General features: G+C 50.6%; 19 protein-coding genes. 3 read left to right on the top strand and 16 right to left on the bottom strand.

The genetic code is table 11. From position 1 onward, the window contains the following. Positions 1-39: 39 nt before the first annotated feature. The 14 genes from hisP to pdxB all read right to left on the bottom strand — a co-directional run bounded on the left by hisP (position 40) and on the right by pdxB (position 13,206). Positions 40-813: a histidine ABC transporter ATP-binding protein HisP gene (gene hisP / locus JK216_RS02400; RefSeq protein ID WP_212707230.1), complete on the bottom strand. Its 774-nt coding sequence runs from the start codon at positions 811-813 to the stop codon at positions 40-42. Between the two features lie 17 nt (positions 814-830). After that, complete coding sequence (locus tag JK216_RS02395) at positions 831-1,535, bottom strand: ABC transporter permease (RefSeq protein WP_212709964.1); 705 nt, start codon at positions 1,533-1,535, stop codon at positions 831-833. Further along, positions 1,532-2,218, bottom strand: a complete 687-nt coding sequence (gene hisQ, locus JK216_RS02390; RefSeq protein ID WP_212711187.1) for a histidine ABC transporter permease HisQ — start codon at positions 2,216-2,218, stop codon at positions 1,532-1,534. The genes JK216_RS02395 and hisQ overlap by 4 nt, the downstream gene beginning before the upstream one ends. Positions 2,219-2,284: 66 nt before the next feature. Beyond that, a complete protein-coding gene (locus JK216_RS02385) occupies positions 2,285-3,067 on the bottom strand; it encodes a lysine/arginine/ornithine ABC transporter substrate-binding protein (protein ID WP_212707233.1) in 783 nt (260 codons plus the stop codon). Between the two features lie 261 nt (positions 3,068-3,328). After that, on the bottom strand, positions 3,329-3,901 hold the full coding sequence (locus JK216_RS02380; RefSeq protein ID WP_212707234.1) for a UbiX family flavin prenyltransferase: 573 nt from the start codon (positions 3,899-3,901) through the stop codon (positions 3,329-3,331). Between the two features lie 128 nt (positions 3,902-4,029). Further along, positions 4,030-5,547 carry an amidophosphoribosyltransferase gene (gene purF, locus JK216_RS02375; protein ID WP_212707235.1) on the bottom strand — a complete coding sequence of 506 codons (1,518 nt, stop codon included), beginning with the start codon at positions 5,545-5,547 and terminating at the stop codon, positions 4,030-4,032. 36 nt (positions 5,548-5,583) lie between these two features. After that, the gene (cvpA, locus tag JK216_RS02370; RefSeq protein WP_212707236.1) at positions 5,584-6,072 is read right to left on the bottom strand and encodes a colicin V production protein; all 489 of its coding nucleotides are present in this window, start codon (positions 6,070-6,072) and stop codon (positions 5,584-5,586) included. A 215-nt stretch (positions 6,073-6,287) separates the two neighbouring features. Continuing rightward, positions 6,288-7,106: a cell division protein DedD gene (dedD, locus tag JK216_RS02365; RefSeq protein WP_212709965.1), complete on the bottom strand. Its 819-nt coding sequence runs from the start codon at positions 7,104-7,106 to the stop codon at positions 6,288-6,290. After that, positions 7,096-8,361 (bottom strand): bifunctional tetrahydrofolate synthase/dihydrofolate synthase, encoded by a 1,266-nt coding sequence (gene folC / locus JK216_RS02360; protein WP_212711186.1) that lies wholly within the window; start codon positions 8,359-8,361, stop codon positions 7,096-7,098. The genes dedD and folC overlap by 11 nt, the downstream gene beginning before the upstream one ends. Before the next feature lie 66 nt (positions 8,362-8,427). Beyond that, on the bottom strand, positions 8,428-9,339 hold the full coding sequence (gene accD, locus JK216_RS02355) for an acetyl-CoA carboxylase, carboxyltransferase subunit beta (protein WP_212707239.1): 912 nt from the start codon (positions 9,337-9,339) through the stop codon (positions 8,428-8,430). Positions 9,340-9,490: 151 nt separating this feature from the next. After that, positions 9,491-10,147 (bottom strand): DedA family protein, encoded by a 657-nt coding sequence (locus JK216_RS02350; RefSeq protein WP_212707240.1) that lies wholly within the window; start codon positions 10,145-10,147, stop codon positions 9,491-9,493. A gap of 6 nt (positions 10,148-10,153) precedes the next feature. Next, positions 10,154-10,981 (bottom strand): tRNA pseudouridine(38-40) synthase TruA, encoded by an 828-nt coding sequence (truA, locus tag JK216_RS02345; RefSeq protein ID WP_212707241.1) that lies wholly within the window; start codon positions 10,979-10,981, stop codon positions 10,154-10,156. A 2-nt stretch (positions 10,982-10,983) separates the two neighbouring features. After that, complete coding sequence (locus JK216_RS02340) at positions 10,984-11,991, bottom strand: aspartate-semialdehyde dehydrogenase (RefSeq protein ID WP_212707242.1); 1,008 nt, start codon at positions 11,989-11,991, stop codon at positions 10,984-10,986. A 78-nt stretch (positions 11,992-12,069) separates the two neighbouring features. Next, positions 12,070-13,206 (bottom strand): 4-phosphoerythronate dehydrogenase PdxB, encoded by a 1,137-nt coding sequence (pdxB, locus tag JK216_RS02335; RefSeq protein WP_212707243.1) that lies wholly within the window; start codon positions 13,204-13,206, stop codon positions 12,070-12,072. A gap of 190 nt (positions 13,207-13,396) precedes the next feature. Between pdxB and JK216_RS02330 the strand changes: the two genes are divergently transcribed. Continuing rightward, entirely contained in the window at positions 13,397-14,290 is an 894-nt protein-coding gene (locus tag JK216_RS02330; RefSeq protein WP_212707244.1) for a DMT family transporter, read from the top strand. A gap of 132 nt (positions 14,291-14,422) precedes the next feature. Continuing rightward, positions 14,423-15,451, top strand: a complete 1,029-nt coding sequence (gene flk, locus JK216_RS02325) for a flagella biosynthesis regulator Flk (RefSeq protein ID WP_212707245.1) — start codon at positions 14,423-14,425, stop codon at positions 15,449-15,451. A gap of 129 nt (positions 15,452-15,580) precedes the next feature. Here flk and JK216_RS02320 read toward each other — a convergent pair whose 3' ends face one another. Beyond that, entirely contained in the window at positions 15,581-16,783 is a 1,203-nt protein-coding gene (locus tag JK216_RS02320) for an arabinose transporter (RefSeq protein ID WP_212707246.1), read from the bottom strand. Between the two features lie 124 nt (positions 16,784-16,907). Continuing rightward, entirely contained in the window at positions 16,908-19,316 is a 2,409-nt protein-coding gene (locus JK216_RS02315; protein ID WP_212707247.1) for a helix-turn-helix domain-containing protein, read from the bottom strand. 165 nt (positions 19,317-19,481) lie between these two features. On the opposite strand from JK216_RS02315, the gene JK216_RS02310 reads away from it, so the two are divergent. Then, positions 19,482-20,651, top strand: a complete 1,170-nt coding sequence (locus JK216_RS02310) for a M20 aminoacylase family protein (RefSeq protein WP_212711185.1) — start codon at positions 19,482-19,484, stop codon at positions 20,649-20,651. Positions 20,652-20,716 lie beyond the last annotated feature (65 nt).

Below are 20,716 nucleotides of genomic sequence, written 5' to 3'. Positions count from 1 at the left end.
AGATACCCCGCCTCAGCCCGCAGGCCAGGCGGGACAGGATTATTTTAATGCACCGGAAAGGAATTGTTGCAGGCGCGGGCTTTTCGGCTGACTGAATACTGTCTGCGGATCACCCTGCTCTTCGATTTTCCCCTGATGCAGGAAAATAACATGATTTGAAACGTGACGGGCAAACTCCATTTCGTGGGTAACGACCACCATGGTTTTTCCCTCTTCTGCCAGCTGCTGCATAATACGCAGTACCTCACCCACCAGCTCCGGGTCCAGTGCTGATGTGGGTTCATCAAACAGTAACACTTCCGGTTCCATCGCCAGGGCTCTGGCAATCGATACCCGCTGTTGCTGTCCTCCCGACAGATGTACCGGGTATTTGGCTCGGGCCCGTTCATCAATACCCACTTTATCCAGGTATTTAATCGCCCGTGCACGGGCCTCCTGCTTACTGACCCCCAGTACCTGCACCGGGGCTTCCATCACATTATCCAGCACCGTCATATGGCTCCACAGATTAAAGTGCTGAAACACCATCGTCAGCCGGGTACGTAATTTGCGCAGCTGTTCTTTATCAGCCACTTTCAGTTGCCCGTCGTTATCCCGTACCAGATGGATATTTTCATTATTCAGGGAAATAGAGCCTTCACTGGGTTTTTCAAGAAAATTGATACAACGTAAAAAGGTACTCTTACCGGAACCGGAAGATCCGATAATACTAATCACATCACCAGCCGCAGCCTGTAATGAAACACCTTTGAGAACCTCATGCTCGCCATAACGTTTGTGGAGTTCTGTCACACTTAATTTTATATCAGCCATAATTTTACTCTGCGAAATCAGGAGGTAACGTGGGGCAGCCAGCGACGCTCAGCCATACGGAACAACGTAATCAGACAATAAGAAATAATCAGATAAATAACGGCAGCAATACCAAACGCAGTAAATGGCTGATAAGTAGCCGCATTAATATCTCTGGCTATTTTCAATACATCCGGTACGGTCGCGGTAAATGCCAGTGAGGTGGAGTGCAGCATCAGTATCACCTCATTGCTATAAGCTGGCAGCGCGATACGCAAAGCGGCAGGCAAGATGATACAGCGGTACATTTTAAAACGAGAGAACCCATAAGCCCTCGCTGCTTCAATCTCACCATAGGGCACCGAACGGATAGCCCCTGCAAATACCTCTGTCGTATAGGCACAGGTATTCAGCGTAAACGCCAGGATGGCACAATTCATGCCGCTACGGAAAAAAGCATTCAGCAGTTCGTTACCTTTCACTATTTCCAGGGTATACATCCCGGAATAAAATACCAGTAACTGAACATATAACGGCGTCCCGCGGAAAATATAGGTAAACAGCCAGACAGGGGTACTGATAAACCGGTTAGAAGAGACTCTGGCAATCGCCAGAAAAATGGCCATCACGCCACCAATAACCACAGAAATGATCAATAACCACAGCGTGATAGCAACCCCGGTAAAGCGATAGCCATCAGTCCATAACAATGACTTCCAATAGTCGTGAAGAATATCAATCATAATTCAGCCTTTTTCACCCCAACTGAATAACGGCGTTCCAGCAACCACAGCACCCCGTTAGACACCGTAGTAAAGAACAAATAAATTACCCCGGCAACGATGGCAAAATAGAACGGCTGCCAGGTACTCTTACCGGCCAGTTGCGTAGCTTTGATCACATCTTCCAGGCCGAGCAATGACACTAACGCAGTAGCTTTCAGGATCACCTGCCAGTTATTGCCAATAGCAGGTAACGCAAATCGCATCATCAGCGGAAAGGTGACTCGGCGGAAAATCTGAGCCCCTGACATACCATAGGCCGTCGCCGCTTCAATTTGTCCTTTAGGTACCGAGAGGAACGCTCCGCGAAATGTTTCGGTAAAATAAGCACCGTAGATAAAACCAATGGTAATGATCCCGGCAACCATCGGGTCAATATCAATTTGATCCCAGCCCAGTGCGTCAGTCAGCTGATTGAGGACAATCTGTAAACCATAATAAATCAACAGCATCAGAACCAGGTCAGGAATACCGCGGATAATAGTGGTATACAGGCCGAAAATAGTCGATAAAAGGCGGCTTTTAGATAACTTCGCCGCGGCACCTGTCAGGCCCAGAATCACCGCCAGAACCACAGAGCTGATTGCCAGTTCAATTGTTACCAGCGCACCTTTCATAATGACGTCGGTATATCCATAGAGCATCAAAAAATTCCTGCAACAAAAGAAACAACAACTGCCCGCACACTAAAGCGGGCAGCTCGCGACGCACTAATCGCCGTAAATATTAAAGTCGAAATACTGTTTCGCCAGTTTTTGGTAAGTACCATCCTGCCGCATTGACTCGAAGGCTTTATCTATTGCGGTTTTCAGCTCATTATCACCTTTGCGCAGCCCCATTCCGGTACCGACACCAAAAATCTTATCATCTTTAACTGCCGGGCCAGAGAAGGCATAGGCTTTACCCACCGGACTTTTCAGGAAGCCTTCTTCGGCCTGTACTTCATCCTGGAAAGCCGCATCGATACGCCCGGCATTCAAATCCTGATACACCTGATCCTGTCCGGCATAAGAGACCACATTCACGCCTTTCGGACGCCAGTATTGGTTAGCATAAGTCTCCTGGGTCGTCCCCTGTTCAACACCGATGGATTTACCTTTCAGTGAAGCGATTGTTGGCTGTAAGACTGACCCTTTCTTCGCCACCAGCCGGGAGTTAGCCGCATACAGTTTCTCCGAGAACGCGATCTCACGTTCACGTTTTTCGGTAATCGACAATGAAGAGATAATTGCGTCTATTTTCTCCGCCTTCAGTGACGGAATCAGCCCGTCAAAATCACTTTCCACATAAGTACATTTGGTATGAATACGGGCACAAATTTCATTGGTTAAATCGATATCAAACCCCACCAGCTGGCCGTTGGCATTTTTTGATTCAAAGGGCGGATAGGTCGGATCAGTTCCGATACGAAGCGTTTTCGGGACTGCTGCAAAAACACTGCCGGCACTGGAGAATGCCAGCATCAGAGAAAGAGCTAATACTCGCTTTTTCATGGACTGCCCTCAGGTTAATTTTTATAGTGTTGAGTAATAAATGTTGTGTGCTCACTGATTCTTTAGCACATTTCATGCCAGGCAGTTATCTTCCCGCCAGCCCCTTCGTCCGGCACCGGATGTTATGTATGGCGCAGCCTACCCCCCCGGCGTCGCACTGCCGGATGGCTTGCTATTTACACTCAGGCACCCTAATGGTGCAAAAAAGGCACTCTGATAGTGCCCCGGTATGTAATTGCTCTGTTTTGGTGCCCTGAGGGATCAGCTTTTGCCCTGCCAGCGGGCAAATAAATCTTTCGGTAATTCAATATCAAACTGATCAATAACACGGTTCACTGTCTGATCAACGATATCCATGACGTTCTGCGGGCGGTGATAAAATGCGGGGACCGGAGGCATAATAATGGCCCCCATTTCTGCGGCAGTGGTCATCATTCTTAAATGACCAAGGTGTAAAGGCGTTTCCCGTACCCCAAGCACCAGCCGACGCCGCTCTTTGAGTACCACATCGGCAGCGCGGATCAGTAAGTTATCACTGTAGCTGTGCACAATGCCGGACAGGGTTTTCATTGAGCAGGGTAATAAGGCCATTCCATCCGTTTTGTAGGAGCCGGAGGAAATACTGGCACCAATATCACGAATATCATGAACAACATCCGCCAGTTGCTGCACATCACGTACAGAGAAGTCACTTTCCAAAGCAAGTGTCTGACGCGCTGACTGACTCATGACCAGGTGAGTTTCAACCTGCGGTACCTCTTTCAGTACCTGTAAAAGACGAATACCGTAAATAACGCCGCTGGCACCTGACACCCCGACAATGAGTCTTTTCATAACCTGCTCCGGATAACACATTAAAGTGTGCATAATAACGTGTCACAGGCCATTGAGGCGAATAGATTTCCTGTAACACAACAGGGCGGAAATCCGCCCTGTTGTGTTTCCTGAGAATATCAAAGGGCTTACCCTTCGTTATGTAATTCCAGGTTTTCGACTTCCGTTTGTCTGGCAACAGCCTGCGCATCGTCATTACGCAAAGCCTGTAAATAATCCAGATATCCCTGATCCACGTCTTTGGTGACATAAATACCGTCAAACACAGAACAATCGAACTCGCTGATGTCCGGGTTTTCTTCGCGCACGGCAGCGATAAGGTCGCTCAGATCCTGGAAAATCAGGGCATCGGCTTTAATTAGCTGGCAAATTTCGTCAACTTCACGACCATGAGCAATCAACTCGGTGACGCTCGGCATATCAATACCATACACATTAGGGAAACGTACTTCCGGGGCCGCAGAGGCAAGATACACTTTCTTTGCCCCGGCTTCACGGGCCATCTCAATAATCTGCTCTGAGGTGGTACCACGTACAATCGAGTCATCCACCAGTAATACGTTTTTATCCCGGAATTCAGCACGGTTTGCGTTCAGTTTACGTCGTACAGCACTGCGACGCATTTGCTGGCCCGGCATAATAAAGGTACGCCCGACATAGCGGTTTTTCACAAATCCCTGCCGGTAAGGTTTATCCAGAATACGGGCAATCTCCAGAGCCACATCCGTCGATGTTTCCGGAATAGGGATAACCACATCAATATCCAGATCTTCCCACTCACGGGCAATTTTTTCACCCAGTTTAGTGCCCATCCGTACCCTCGCGCTGTAGACCGAAATCTTATCGAGGAATGAATCCGGGCGGGCGAAATAGACATACTCAAACAGACAGGGATGCGTTTTAGGGTTTTCGGCACACTGTCGGGTCGACAGTTCGCCTTTCTCGGTGATATAAACCGCTTCGCCCGGTGCCACATCACGGATAAATTCAAAACCTAATGTATCCAGTGCCACACTCTCAGAGGCGACCATATATTCTGTGCGCTGATCAGGTAATACCCGTTTACCCAGAACCAGAGGACGAATACCGTTAGGATCACGGAAAGCAACCATGCCATGGCCGATGATCATGGAGACGACGGCATAAGCACCACGTACCTGTTTATGCAGTGACTCTACCGCTGCAAAAATATTGTCTGCCGATAACGGATAGTCCTGGAAACGGTCCAGTTCCTGGGCAAAGACATTCAGTAAGACTTCAGAGTCTGAGGTGGTATTCACATGGCGGCGCCCGTGTTCAAACAACCGGGAACGCAATTCATGGGCGTTAGTCAGATTTCCGTTATGGGCCAGGGTGATGCCATAAGGAGAGTTTACGTAAAAAGGCTGGGCTTCCGAGGCACTAGAGCTTCCTGCTGTCGGGTAACGAACATGGCCAATCCCCATATTCCCCTGTAGGCGCTGCATATGACGTGCTTCAAACACATCGCTCACCAGTCCGTTTGCTTTTCGCAGGCGAAAGCAATTCATTGCATCAATGGTACAGATACCGGCAGCATCCTGACCGCGGTGCTGTAATACAGTTAATGCATCATAGATAGACTGGTTGACCGGCAGAAATCCGGTGATACCGACAATACCGCACATGTTGTCATTTCCTCATTAAGCCACATCCCCCCGCTGTTATGGCCGGGGTAAAAAACTCGACGTGCTCTGTAAATAGTCAAAAAACCATCTGATGATGTAGCTAAACTGCGGAACCAGCTGCGATTGTGTCCAGTCAGTACTTTTGGAAAAACCCGTGAATGTATCGAGGAAAAAAAGAATTGCCGATACAATCAGCACCCCTCTTAACGCGCCAAAACAGACACCCAGTACCCTGTCCGTGCCGGACAATCCGGTCTTTTCGACCAGAGATCCAATCACGTAATTCACTATAGCTCCGACAATCAGCGTCGCGATAAATAACGCGGCAATTGCTACACCATTACGAACCATGGGCTCTTCAAACCCGGTAAACCAGACCGCAAGATAGGAAAAATAATGGCTGGCAACAAAAAAAGCACATCCCCAGGTGACTAAAGATAAGGCTTCACGCACAAATCCTCTGATCAGGCTAACTAACGCTGAAAATCCGACTATCCCGATAATGACGTAATCAATCCAGTTCATGAGCTCTTCCGCTGCAACATTTATCCTTTCTGCAATCGGTTCGGGGCGCATTTTAACAGAAAAAGAAAACGTTTGCGTAGCGTTTTCCCCCGACGGCAGAGAAAAAGGGCAATGAAAATTTCGTTTCATTGCCCTGACAATAACAACTAACTAACCATATGTTTTATATGGAGATATACAAAAAACTGCCCAATTTACTGATCAGATACTGTCTGTCAGCGGGCAGAATAAGGCCTGACAACACCACTCAGACCGGTTTTGCTCTTCAGCGCTGCCAGCTGCGACTGCAGACGGCTTTTCGAACTGTCCGGCCCGACCAGAATACGGTTTAACTGGCCCTGTACCGGGGTCGCCGGCAGAGAGTAAGCGCGGAATCCGGCACTGCGCAGTTCGCTGACTATTTCACTGGTTCTGGCAGCATTTTTTAAGGCGCCCAACTGAATAACATACGCCTGTCCTGCCGGCGTTTCTGCTGTATTACTGGTTCCGCTAACCGGTGCGGGTGCGGAAGACTGATCATTCAATGCCTGAAGTGCACGCTGGCGTTCCTGTTCAGCCCGCAGCTGCCGTGCTTTTTCTGCGGCATCACTGGCCTGACGCTGTGCCCTGGCCTGAGCCTTAGCTTCACTGGCTTCACGCTCTGCCTGCTGACGCACTAAACGATCCTGCTTCTGGCGTGCGGCCTCCTGCTGTTGCAGGGCAGCACTGGCAGCCTGCGAGCTTTGTATCTGAGCCGGGGCGGCAGGTACCGGAGCTGTAACCTGAGGCTGTGCTGCCACTGGCTGAGTGCCGGTTCCGCTGGCAGCAGTATTGCCGGACACCGGTGCCGGGGCCGGCTGTCCACTCAGAGGCTGAGTGACCGGAGGCACCAGATCATTGTCCTGCTGATCACCGGGCTTAGGCACTAGCGGAATTGAAGCAAATTCCTCTTTATAGTGCTTTTTCTTACCATCCAGCAGGCCCGGCAGGACTATCACTCCGACAGCCACCAGAATAATGGTGCCGACTAAACGATTCTGAAATTTACTCGCCACGTCCTCCCTCCCCTGAGACAGATATCACCTGTGCTACGGTGTGGAAAGAACCACAAACCAGAATAATATCTTCAGCCGCTGCCCGATCGCGGGCGGCATACCAGGCTTCCGCCACCGAAGAGAAGCTGGCTGCCTGAGGCAAATGCGAGACTAACTCTTCAGCACTGGCTCCACGCGGCCCTTCAAGAGGCGCACAATACCAGTAATCGACTTGCGGCGTCAGTTGTGCCAGTGTTCCGGCAATATCTTTATCATGCAGCATCCCGGCCACCGCATGCACCTTACCGGTAGCTCCTAAGGCGGCTAACCGCGATGCCAGGTACGCTGCCGCATGGGGATTGTGGGCGACATCCAGGATCACTCGCGGTGACTCGCTGATTGTCTGAAAACGTCCGGTTAACTCTGCGCTGGCGAGGTGCTCACGGATACAGGCTTCACTGACCTGTAACCCGGAAACCCGCAACGCCGCCAGCGCGGTAGCCGCATTCGGCAGAGGAACCCGCGGCAGCGGTAACTGGCGCAGCTCTCCCTGAATATCACGAAAATCCCAGCTGCCCTGCTGTTCGGTATAAGACCACTGCCAGTCACGTTGCAGTAAGATAGCTCCTTTATCCGCCGCGACGGTACCAATAGTGGCGGGCATATCCGGTTCACCCACCACTGCCGGTTTGCCGGTGCGGAAAATGCCGGCTTTTTCACGGCCGATACTCTCACGATCCGCGCCCAGCCAGTCCGTATGGTCGAGGGCAATACTGGTGACAACCGCCACATCGGCATCAACAATATTTGTCGCATCCATTCTGCCACCTAACCCGACTTCAAGGATCACCACATCCAGATCAGCCTGCCGGAACAGATACAGGGCCGACAACGTGCTGTACTCAAAATAGGTCAGGGAGGTGTCCCCTCTGCCCTGCTCGATCGCCGCAAAGCTTGCCGTATGCTCAGCCTCACTGAGTTCCTGAGACTGAATACGCACCCGTTCTGTATAACGGACCAGATGAGGAGAACTGTATACGCCAACCCGATATCCCGCCGCAATCAGCAAGGTTTCGAGGGTACGGCAGGTCGTGCCTTTGCCATTAGTGCCTGCCACAGTAAACACAAAAGGGGCAGGTTTTAGCAGGTTAAGCTGAGAGGCAACCAGACGCACACGCTCAAGACCTAAGTCAATCGCCTGGCTGTGCAGGTTTTCCAGATAAGTCAGCCACGTAGCAAGAGGAGACGTGGCCTGAGGTCGGTGAAGATTTTCCATGTGTCCCGTTGATGTTGTTGCGGTACATAAATAAAAGACGCTGTAAAAGCGTCTTTATCATTACTGTCAGGCCTCGTTATGGTCCGGTGTGGTCTCAACGTCAGATTCAACACCATCATGCAAAGGAGCTGGCAGGTTCATCATTTTCGCCAGCAGACTGGCCAGTTTGTAGCGCATTTCCGGCCGGCGGATGATCATATCGATCGCCCCTTTCTCGATCAGAAACTCACTGCGCTGGAAGCCCGGCGGCAGTTTTTCACGTACTGTTTGCTCAATAACCCGCGGACCGGCAAAACCAATCAGGGCTTTTGGCTCGGCAACGTTCAGATCACCCAGCATAGCAAAGCTGGCTGACACACCACCCATGGTCGGATCTGTCAGTACCGAAATATACGGCAGTCCGCGCTCACGCATTTTTGCCAGTGCAGCACTGGTTTTAGCCATCTGCATCAGTGACATTAATGCTTCCTGCATACGCGCGCCGCCACTGGCCGAGAAACAGATCAGCGGACAGTTATCTTCCAGCGCCTGTTCTGCAGCACGGATAAAACGGGCACCGACCACTGACCCCATTGACCCCCCCATAAAGGAGAATTCAAACGCGACAGCCACCACCGGGATACCGTGCAGTTCACCTTTCATCACCACCAGCGCGTCTTTCTCACCGGTACTTTTCTGTGCTGCCAGCAAACGGTCTTTGTATTTTTTCGAGTCACGGAACTTCAGAATATCTTTCGGTTCCAGCTCGCTGCCCAGTTCAACCATCGTGCCCTGGTCCATAAATGACGTCAGGCGGTCACGGGCATGCATCCGCATATGGTGATCACATTTCGGACAGACTTCGAGATTTCTTTCTAACTCCGCGCGATAGAGCACCTGGCCGCAGCTATCACATTTCGTCCAAACCCCTTCAGGAATACTCGCTTTACGCGCAGGGGTGACATTACTTTTATTAAGAATGCGTTCAATCCAGCTCATTGATGACCTTTCTGTTTGAACCTGGGTTATCCAGTTGTTTTATTTCTGCTGAATTTTTATCCAACAGCCGGTAAATGACGCCCATTAAACCACAACCTGTCCACGCTGTGGATAAAAATCTGGTTTAACGGTCAGGGGCCTGCGGGAAAAACTACGTTTTCCGGGTGGCCTGTCTGCGATGCCGCCAGACCTCGATAATGCCGGGCAATATCGAAATCACAATAATAGCAACAATCAGCAAATTGAGATTTTTCTGTACCACAGGTAAATCGCCAAACAGATACCCGGCATAGCTAAACAGCAATACCCAGGCAACTCCGCCGGCAATATTAAACAGCCCGAACTGACGGTAAGACATTTTACCCATTCCGGCGATAAACGGCGCAAAAGTACGAATTATCGGGATAAAACGGGCAAACACAATGGTTTTCCCGCCATGTTTTTCATAAAACTGATGGGTTTTTTCCAGATAACTGCGACGAAATATTTTTGAGTCCGGACGACTGAACAGTTTTTCACCGAATAAGCGTCCAATAGTATAATTGACTGCGTCACCGGCAATGGCGGCAATGACAATACAGAGTACCAGCAGATGAATATTCAGATCATTTCCCGGCAGCGCAGCCAGGGCACCGCCGACAAACAACAGGGAATCCCCCGGTAAAAAAGGCGTTACCACCAGCCCGGTTTCGCAAAAAACGATCAGGAACAGAATCGCGTAAATCCATACCCCGTAATCGGCAACCAGCCGCGCGAGGTGCACATCAATGTGCAGGATAAAATCAATAATGAAATGGACGTACTCCATGAATTTCTATCCTTTATTCTGTGAAAAAAAATCACTGACCAAAAATAACGGGCCCGGCTCCGGCTCCGGCAAACCAAAAACGGCCGGATAGTCGACAGCGACCAGATACAGCCCTTCAGCACGGGCCGTCGCTGATGCCAGCTTGCGATCTTTCGCAGCCAGCAGTTCCCCTATCCAGGACTCCGGCTGGTTACCGCATCCCACGTCCATAAGACTGCCGACAATATTACGTACCATATGGTGAACAAAAGCATTGGCTTTAATATCAACGATGACAAACGCCCCTTGCCGCCAGACATGGATATGACTGATATTCCGCCACGGCGTTTTAGACTGGCAATGTACAGCCCGGAAAGAGGTAAAATCGTTTTCCCCCAGCAGACTCTGGGCGGCCCGATGCATTGCGGCTTCATCCAGCGGGTGATAGAAATGGGTGATCCCCTGCCCTAAAATCGCCGGACGCAACCGCTGGTTGTAAATAATGTAACGGTAACGCCGGGCTGTCGCACTGAACCGCGCATGAAAATCGTCAGAGACCTCAGTGACCCAGCGGACCGCGATATCTTTTGGCAAGTTAGCATTCACACCCAGCGTCCAGGCACTGTCGGCCCGCTGCACCGTCGTTTCAAAGTGCACCACCTGACCTGTCCCATGCACTCCGGCATCCGTCCGGCCAGCACAAAACACACTGACTTCATGGTTCGCGACCTGCGACAGGGCTTTTTCCAGACAGCCCTGCACACTGCGCACTTCCGGCTGACGCTGCCAGCCGTAATAACGGCTGCCATCATATTCAATTCCCAGTGCCAGCTTGCGCGTCTTTACATCAGACATGTTTACAGATACTCCTGCACCAGCTGCTCGGCGACTTTAACCGCCATCAGTGCCCCGCCAAAGCGGATATTATCAGCCACTGACCAGAATTGCAGTTGCTCAGGAATACCATAGTCACTGTGTAACGAACCGATACACAATTGCCCGCTGCCAGTCGCATCACTGACCGGTGTCGGGAATTCACCTTCATCGCTCAGCAGAATATCACCCGACATCGCCAGGTCATTACGTGCTTCCCCGGCAGAATAAGGGCGCAGACACTCCAGTTGTACGCTCTGGGCATTACCGTAGAAGACCGGTGCCTGTACAGAACTGACGGAAACCGGCAGCCCTTCGTCCTGCAGAATTTTACGCACCTGATCCACCATCCGGCGGTTGGCCGCCACACTGCCCTGCTCATCAGGCAGTAAAGGCAACAGGTTAAATGCCAGCTGCCGGCCGAAATGATACTCTTCAACCGGCATACCGTTCAGCAAACGGGCACTTTCTCCGGCTAACCCGTCCACTGCGGCTTTTCCATGGCTGGAGACCGACATCAGATTCGTCACCTGCAAACGTCCCAGCCCGGCATTATCTGCCAGCGGTTTCACTGCACACAGCAGCTGACTGACCAGACTGTCGGCGACACTGACAATATTGCGGTTACGGTAATCGGCTAACACTTGTGGGTTAACATCAGCGATAACCAGAGGCACGTCCGGCGACAACGCAAATAAAGGACTACTGTCAATCACCAGGCAACCGGCATTGGCCGCCTGCTCTGCGTAGCGGGCTGACGCTTCGGTCCCTGCCACAAAAAAGGCCAGCTGCGCCTGCGACCAGTCAAAGTCTTCAGCATTCAGTACCTGATGATTTTTACCCTCGACACGTACCGTTTCACCGGCACTGCTTTCACTGGCCAGTAAAAATAAATCACCAACCGGGAACTGACGCTCCGTCAATAACTCCAGTACAGCACTTCCCACTGCGCCAGTTGCCCCTAAAAGGGCGATATTCCAGCCGTCAGACATGTTGGTTTACTCCAGAAAAACAAAAAATAAAGCGGTGAGAGACACCGCCTGAACAGGATATGGTGATTGCCGACAGACTCAGCAATCACCGCTAAATTTTGCATCAAAACCCAGTTGCCGCAGTTTATCTGCTGTTGCCGCGTTATCACAATCAACCTGCAGCGAAGACCACTCACGTCGCTCCTGATATTGCTTACGCAGACGATCAAACTCACCCGGTTGTGACGCGACGGCACGTAACAGGGCATCATCGCGGCGCACATCATACACCAGATGTGCCAGACGTTTTAGCATTGCCTGATCACATTCCCCGTGCAGGGTAATCTGGCGGATATCCGGCACCGGCAGTAACTCGCTTAAAGCCACCTGACAAGGCTGCCCGACAAACGCCGACCAGGCTTCAAACACCTGGGTGGTGCCGCGGGCCTTACCCTCGAGGGTATAACCGGCGATATGCGCGGTAGCGATAGCCGTTTTTTCCAGTAACGGTAATGACAGTTCCGGTTCCGGCTCCCAGACATCCAGTACCACAGACAAATCACTGCGCTTTTCCAGCACCGCCAGTAATGCCTGGTTATCAACCACCGGACCGCGGCAGGCATTAATCAGGATGGCGCCGGGGACAAGTTTCTCCAGCAATGACTGGTCAGCAAGATGTAACGTCTTATAAGGGCCGTCTTTAAATAATGGCGTATGAAAGGTAATAATATCGGCTTTACGGACCAGAGTCTCCAGCGGATGGAATTCACCCTCATCCCCGCGGTCGGCCCGCGGTGGATCGCAAATCAGGGTTTTAATCCCTGCGGCTGCCAGCCGTTTCTGTAACCGGCCTCCGACATTACCGGCACCGACAATCCCGACGGTACGATCGGTCAGCAGAAAACCGTCGCGTTCAGCCAGTGCCAGTAACGCCGAAAACACATATTCCACGACGGCTATCGCATTGCAGCCCGGTGCAGCCGAAAACGCGATGCCGTCCGCCTGTAACTCGTCACTATTGACATGATCCTGACCGGCGGTGGCAGTACCGACAAAACGGACACGGCTGCCTGCCAGAAGCTGACGATTCACCCTGGTGACTGACCTGACCATCAGCCCGTCGGCACTGGCTAATTCCCCGGATGACAAGGTCCGCCCCGGTGCTGCCACAACCTCAGCCAGACGGCTGAATAACTCACGTGCATACGGCATATTTTCATCGACAACAATTTTCACTGGATTTGTCCTGTTGAACCGGAAATATCATAATATTCTGTCATAAAGCGGGGTAGAAAACATCCGGCGATTGCCGGCTGAATAGCTTGCCTTTGCCCCGTTTGTGCTTCATCTTATCAGCCGTTTATTATTGGTTCCTGAACCGCTAAAACCACAGAGAATACGCTGATATGATATGGAAGAACGGGCGATGAACTTTTTGTTTCCTCTGGGGGCTGTCCTGATTTGGGCGGTGAACTCGATTGTCAGTAAACTGTCGGTCGGGGTGATCACACCGGAAGCCATCTCTTTTTACCGCTGGATGCTCGCTCTGTTGGTGCTGACGCCTTTTGTATTACCGGGGGTGATCCGTCACCGCACAGCCCTGTCCCGGGAGTGGCTGAAACTACTGATACTTGGCGCATTGGGTATGGTGCTATACCAGAGCCTGGCCTATTATGCCGCCCGGACCGTCAGTGCATTATTTATCGGTATCCTGATCGCCAGCATTCCGCTACTGACGGTTATTTTTAGCCTGTTTATTCTGCGCCTGACACCGACACTCGGAATTGTACTCGGTGCTGTTATCTCTTTTGCCGGACTGGCATGGCTTATCAGTGACGGTCATCCGCAACAATTACTGTCACAGGGACTTGGCAGTGGTGAGCTGATGATGATAGTAGCAGCAGCGGCCTATGCCTTATACGGTGTGCTCACTAAACGCTGGTCAATGGATCTGCCGCGGTGGCAAAGCCTGTATATCCAAATCCTGTTTGCCGTTTTAATGTTGTTGCCCGGATTTTTAATCACCCCGTCAGTGGCCCTGACCGCTAAAAATATCCCGCTGGTACTCTATGCGGCAATTGCGGCTTCCATTATTGCGCCTTATTTATGGATCCAGGGGGTGATGCGGCTCGGAGCCAATACCGCCAGTATCTTTCTCAATCTTGCCCCGGTATTTACCGCAGTGATCGCAATCACCTGTCTGCATGAGAAAATGCATAGCTGGCACTGGATTGGCGGATCACTGACACTGGCTGGCGTCATTCTGGCGCAACGGTTGCGCATTCCTGTTGGCCGGCGTACAGGAAATAAGCCCCGCTAGGGATTATATGCACCGGCGCTGAACAATTCTTTCTGTATAGCTCTTTGGATTTTACAGGGAGGTTGTTATCATACCCGCCGTTACTCCGGCTTACCCCGGGCTGAATTCTCTCTACTAGCTGGAATGTTTGTCATGCAACCACTCCGCGGCCCTTCTGAGGTCACCGGTGACAGAACACCCTCTGCTCATCCAAAAGATACACATCCTGCAGTGTCGTCTGTTGCCCTGACCAGCGCGCAACGCACCACACTGGAACGAATTATTGTCAAAATTATGGCAATCAGCTCTCTGAAATCTGCGGAGCTATGGGCAGGGATCCGTCATCAGTCCGGGGTTAAGAGTGATAATGAGCTGTTATCCAGCCATTTCCCTGCTGCTGAAAAATGGCTGACTGATCGTCTGCTTCAGGAGCAAAATGCCCGTTCCGCACGAATTTTACTGCAGCAACTGACTGATCTGCTGCCGGTCGGTAATAACCGGCAGGCCGTCAGTAGCTTTATTCGCCAGAATTTCGGCCAGACCGTGCTCAGCTCCCTGACTCAGCAACAACTGCAGCAGGTACTGACTATGCTGAAAAACGGACAAATGGATATTCCGTCGCCACAGCAAATCCGTACCACGGATCGGACACTGTTGCCTGCCGAACATCAGAGTTTACAGCAGCAGGTTCTTAAACTGACAATTTCCGGCGGAGAGTCACCGTCCAGCGTATGGCAGAGTTTATTCAGCCTGCTATCGTTAAAAAATGGTGATCCGATCCCGTCGCGCTTCTACCCGCTGCTGACACAGTACCTGCAGGCGAAAATAACACTGCATACCCGGACACAGCCGGTGACGCTGGCGGAATTATTAAAATCGCTGAAACACCCGGCCTCTGACAGCGAAACCCGGCAACTGATCGGCTATTGTGAACAACAATTTCCGTCAGTTCAGGGGCAGCAACTGACCGACATTCAGGCACAGGATTTACTGCATAAACTGTTTCGTTTACGTGCAGAACAACTTATCCGTGCAAACAGAAAACAAATGGCTGTGCCTCCTCAGCCACTCACTACTCAGCTTCCGCCAGCAGCTGTCGTGCCGGGTAACACCGGTTTATCGCGGCTATGGCTGCTGGTGATTCCGTTGTTGATAATCATCGTGGTACTGTGGCTATTTTAACGGTCACAGTTATGGTGAAACAACGCAGCATTTCCGGTTAATTTTACCGCCGGTATCAGCGATTATAACCGGCGATAAAGCGCAGAGAGGGAATCTGGTCCTGCAATCGGCCGAAACCCGGGCGGCCTGTCAGCTACTGCGCCGTTTACCTGACTGAATAAGCAGCCTGAGAGTGATCACCAGCCCGCCAAACGCAGCACAGGCCCCGGCCAGATAAACCGAGCCATAACCAAAACCACTCGCCAGCAGGCCGGCAACCGGCCCGCTGACGCCGTAAGCAATATCCTGAAAAGCCGAGAAACAGCCTAACGCGGTTCCCCGGACTTTTGCTTCGACACTGCGTACCACCTCAACGCCCATCGCCGGAAAGACCAGTGAACATCCGCAGCCGGTCAGTGCCGCACCGGCAAATGCCATCCATTCCTGAGTGCCGGTGCACAATAACAGCAACCCCGCGGTTTCCACGCCCAGTGAAATCATTGCCACACGGATCCCGCCCATTTTGTCCGGCAATCCGCCAAAGAAAATACGCACCACAACATAAAAAAGCCCGAATGCAGTCAGGGTATAACCGGCATTTCCCCAATGCCGGTCAGCAAAATACAGTGATGTGAATGCGCCAATCACCGCAAAACCCACTCCCTGCAATGCCAGTACTGTGCCCGGGGTCAGGATCTGCCGGACAACGCTGAATAATGGCGGCCGCTTACCGGAGCTGACAGCGACCGGACGGATCCGAAAACAACAGGCCAGTGCCAGTAGCGGACACAGGGTTGCCACCGCGCTCACTCCGACAAAGCCATAATGGTTGTTGATCAACAAACCAAGTGGTGCACCCGCCGCCAGAGCCCCGTAGATAGCCATACCATTCCACGACATCACAATACCGGATCGTTTTGCGCCTATCAGTCCCAGTCCCCAGGTCAGATTGCCGGTAAACAACAGACTTTCGCCGAATCCGAGCAATAACCGGCCAAGAATTAACAGACCAAATTGTACCGCCAGCGATCCGCGGAAGAGTGCTGATCCAAGACAGGCAACACCGACAAAAATAATGACCATCATCCCCTGTAAGGTGGTCAGTCTGGCCCCCTTCTGGTCAGCCCGTTTACCGGCAAAGCCGCGTGTCATCAGGGTGGCAAAAAACTGAATACCGACAGCCAGACCGACCATCACATCGTTCATTCCCAGTTGCTGATGAACATATAGCGGGATCACCGGCAGCGCCAGGCCTGCTGTCAGGTAGGTAAGAAACACCGAAAAAGAAGTCACAGCCACCGGCAGAGATGATGCACTCTCTTGCTGAGGATCCTGCGGGGAAGTATCAGCCATAAACGAGAACGTCCTTATAAGGCTTGCAGGGGTGACGTCTTCAACAGAAAGTCCGCCGGAAGCCCCTGCAAAAGTAATAAGCAAACTAATAATAACCAGGATTTTGACAGAACTGTACCGGTTGTCAATTTATCGCCGTAACCCCGTCGTCTTTGCCCAATCTGCCTCCCTGTCCGATAAAGGTCAGTTCATAGAAGTGGATCGCATTCGCTTCCATTTCTGCCAGCAATATCCACTGATCCCGGGGCAGGTATTCATCGCGAACACGTAAACCGGGCCCCGTATGCCGGTTAAGATAATCAATAACTTCCTGAACCCGCCCATACTCAGTCTGAAATAGCTGAAACAGACTATATAAATCACCGTGTTGCTGGTCAAAAATCGCGCGGGTCAGCTGATACTGCCCGGCTTCTATTCCATTAATCACTATTTTTTTCTTCTTCCGTAAATTACGGATCACCGACTCCTGTACCGAAAGACGGGGATCAAAAATCGCAGCATTGGTCACAACCATCTGATAGCCGGTGGCTGTCTTTGTTAATATATAATCACCGTCCTGCGCAAGGATAATGCCGTGCATTCTTCTTATAAAACCAAGCACATAAAATACCGGCCGTTTCAGGCAACCGGTATAAAAAACCGCTATCCCCCGGGTATCAATACGTGACGGTAAGGTTTCTTTCAGAATTTCGGTATTTAACGCCAGCGAGACTCCACAAACACTGGCCGGCAATTGTTGCAGAAAATTAAAGATAATTGCTGCACGAAAAAAACTACCGTTGATATGACGAGTGTCCCCGGTCAGTGTGTTCCAGCGCATCAGAATAAGTGGTGCAAACAGCAACTCTTCCTGTAGCAACCGTGTCAGTTGCCGGACAAGCTCTCCGATATCCGTTGTATGCTGCTGCAGAGACCTGTTCCCCGCCCCGCTGTTTTGGCCGTTATCATTCTCAATATCACAACCAATAAACTCAATAAACGTCGACAGTGGCATTGCCCGCAGGTAAGAATACTCTGTCAGCCTGCCGTCACGAAAAAAACACATTCCGCCGGTTTTTACCCCATGACACAGGGACTTAATCGCCGAAAACAGGTCACAGAAAAACGGATTCCCTTCTGCCTGAAGCGTCTCATCTTCTGCCGGCACCGCAACGAAATGCCAGCGTGAAACGTATGTCCGGCCATATAACCGCAGACAATGCTGTAAGAAACCCATCATCTGGTGGATAAAAAGTTCTGACAGCGGCTCTGTTGCCGGCTGACGGAGCCTGATAAACAAAGGGATATTCAGCCGGTAAAGAAATGAAATCGCCGCATCGTGATCCGCATAGGCTGAATAGGTGTTTACCGGCTCGTCAGTGTGAAACCCGGGCCCTGTCGCTGTCACTGAAATCCCTGGTGACAGATCAACAAAATCGATAATACCTGCCTGTGATAGCAGACTAATTTGCTGTTGTACTTGCGTTTTTAACAGTTCGCTAAACTCACCGACGGTGATAATAATTGCTCTTTTCGCGGGCGTCAGTATCGCCGGCTGGCGGCTAATATCGACAGACGACTCTTCAATACCGGAAAACGCCTCATGATGCCCCTCACCCTGTGTCTGATTCAGCATATGGCTTAACAATGAAAGTACTCTTGCACTGCTGACCGGCTGGCAAAATTTATTTACTACACCAATACTCTCACGTATCTGCGGGGATGATCTGCTGCTATCGATCTGATAAGCGTTATCACGACGGAACTGGGACGGTGTTTTCTGATAATTTTTTCTGAACAAAGAAACAAACTGCCTGCTGTCAGAAAAACCATGATCCCGGGCAATCTGATAATTAGGTTTGTTACTGTTAAGCAGATCGATGATCGCCGATTCAAAACGCCGGTTATGTAAATAATCCCGGTAACTGACCCCTACTTCCTGTTTAAACAGCCGCGACAGATAACTTAATGACATCCCCTGTTTTTCTGCAATACGCTGTAAAGAGACGGGTGATGTATAATTATTATTTATATATTTTACGATTTCCTCGACCCTCCTGCTACGTCCTGATGTTTTTTTCACGCCGCCTTCTTTTCTCACCCTGAAATAAGCGATTAAAACCATCATGATCTTTGACAGGATACTGTTCGATTCCAAAAGAAAAATTTCATCATTACCTTTCAGAGGACAGATAAATAATCTGAATATTAAATCCCTCAGGTTATCTATATACCCCTCACGGTAACGCCCGTCTTCTCCGGGTAATACTACATAATTTTCAGAATAATATTTACGATAATAGCGAGATATAAAATGTCCGGATATTTCCAGAAGCAGAACAACATTATCCTGGTCACTGATAATACTGTAATCCTGTGACTGGTTAATCGTCATGATATCATTTTCGTCCAGCACAACCTGCCGGTTATCACTGATTACCCGTACACTTCCACTGATAACATAAATAAAGGTAATACCGTTATACCCATAATTCTTACAATAACTTATAAAATAAGCCTGTAATCCATAATCAGGCGGTGGTTTTGCCAGCATATACAATCCCCCGAAGTAAAATAACTCATAGGGATTATTTTACCTGTTTACAAATAAGGGGATGATAATAGTCAAATAAACCCCCTTTTTAGTGCAAATACTTCTCTGTTTCTGTCCGGCATATCGTTCTAGTATTTATATACCCGTTATCTGCAAGAGGTCTTTATGAAAAATATTATTGATAGTATTACCAAAAGCGCTGATGAGTTTATCGCGATTCGCCGTCAGCTGCATCAGCATCCGGAAATCGGTTTTGAAGAACAGAGCACCAGTGATTTCATCGCGCAGTACCTGGAAAAACTGGGGTACAGCATTCACCGTGGCATGGCCACCACCGGTGTGGTTGCCACGTTACAACAAGGCGACGGGCCACAGCGCCTCGGTATCCGTGCTGATATAGATGCATTACCGATTCATGAAAAAAGCGGTAAAACCTGGAGCAGCCATAACGAAGGGAAGTTCCACGGCTGCGGTCATGACGGACATACGGCAATACTGCTATGTGCCGCTAAATACCTGGCAGAAACCCGTCATTTTAATGGTACGTTGCATCTTATTTTTCAGCCTGCAGAAGAGTTACTGTACGGCGGAAAAGTGATGCTTGATGACGGGCTTTTCGAAAAATTCCCCTGTGACAGTATTTTTGCCCTGCACAATATGCCGGGCATGAAAACCGGTGAGTTTTATTTTCGCCAGGGGGCACTGATGGCCTCATCAGATACCCTGCATATAGAAATTAACGGCATCGGTGCCCATGGTGCGATGCCGGAGAAAGGTGTGGATGCTACCCTGATCGCCTGCCAGATAGGCTGTGCGTTACAAAGTATTGTCTCCCGTAATATCGCGCCGGCTGAAGCCGCAGTGATCACCGTCGGCTGCATCCAGTCCGGAGACGCACCCAATGTGGTGAATGACTATGCACTGATGAAATTAACCGTCCGTGCCCTTAATCCCGTGGTGCGTGAACAACTGCTCCGGCGGATTAATGAACTGGTCACCGCCCAGGCACAGAGTTTTTCCGCTACCGCAAAAATTACGCACGTCAATGGCAGTCCGGTACTGGTAAATGATGCTCAGCAAACAGCATTTGCGGCGCAGGTCGCTACCGACCTCTTCGGCGCGCAGAAAGTCCATACCGGCACTCCCCCGCTGATGGGCAGTGAAGATTTCGCCTTTATGCTGGAGGCAAATCCGTGCGGCAGCTATTTTCTGATTGGTAATGGCGACCAGCCGGGATTCTGTAATGTTCATAACCCGGGATACGATTTTAACGATGATTTAATTATTCCGGCAGCCTCATGCTGGGCAGCGCTGGTTGAATCCCGGTTAAAATAACCACCGGATAAACCTGATATTGCCCGTCACCGGAAAATAAACATAGCCAAAGAAGGAAGTATTGA

It is taken from the genome of Tatumella sp. JGM94, from assembly GCF_018257595.1.
Taxonomy (GTDB): domain Bacteria; phylum Pseudomonadota; class Gammaproteobacteria; order Enterobacterales; family Enterobacteriaceae; genus Tatumella; species Tatumella punctata.
Note: the sequence above shows the minus strand (reverse complement) of the source record. Positions and strands in the feature narration are given on the sequence as shown.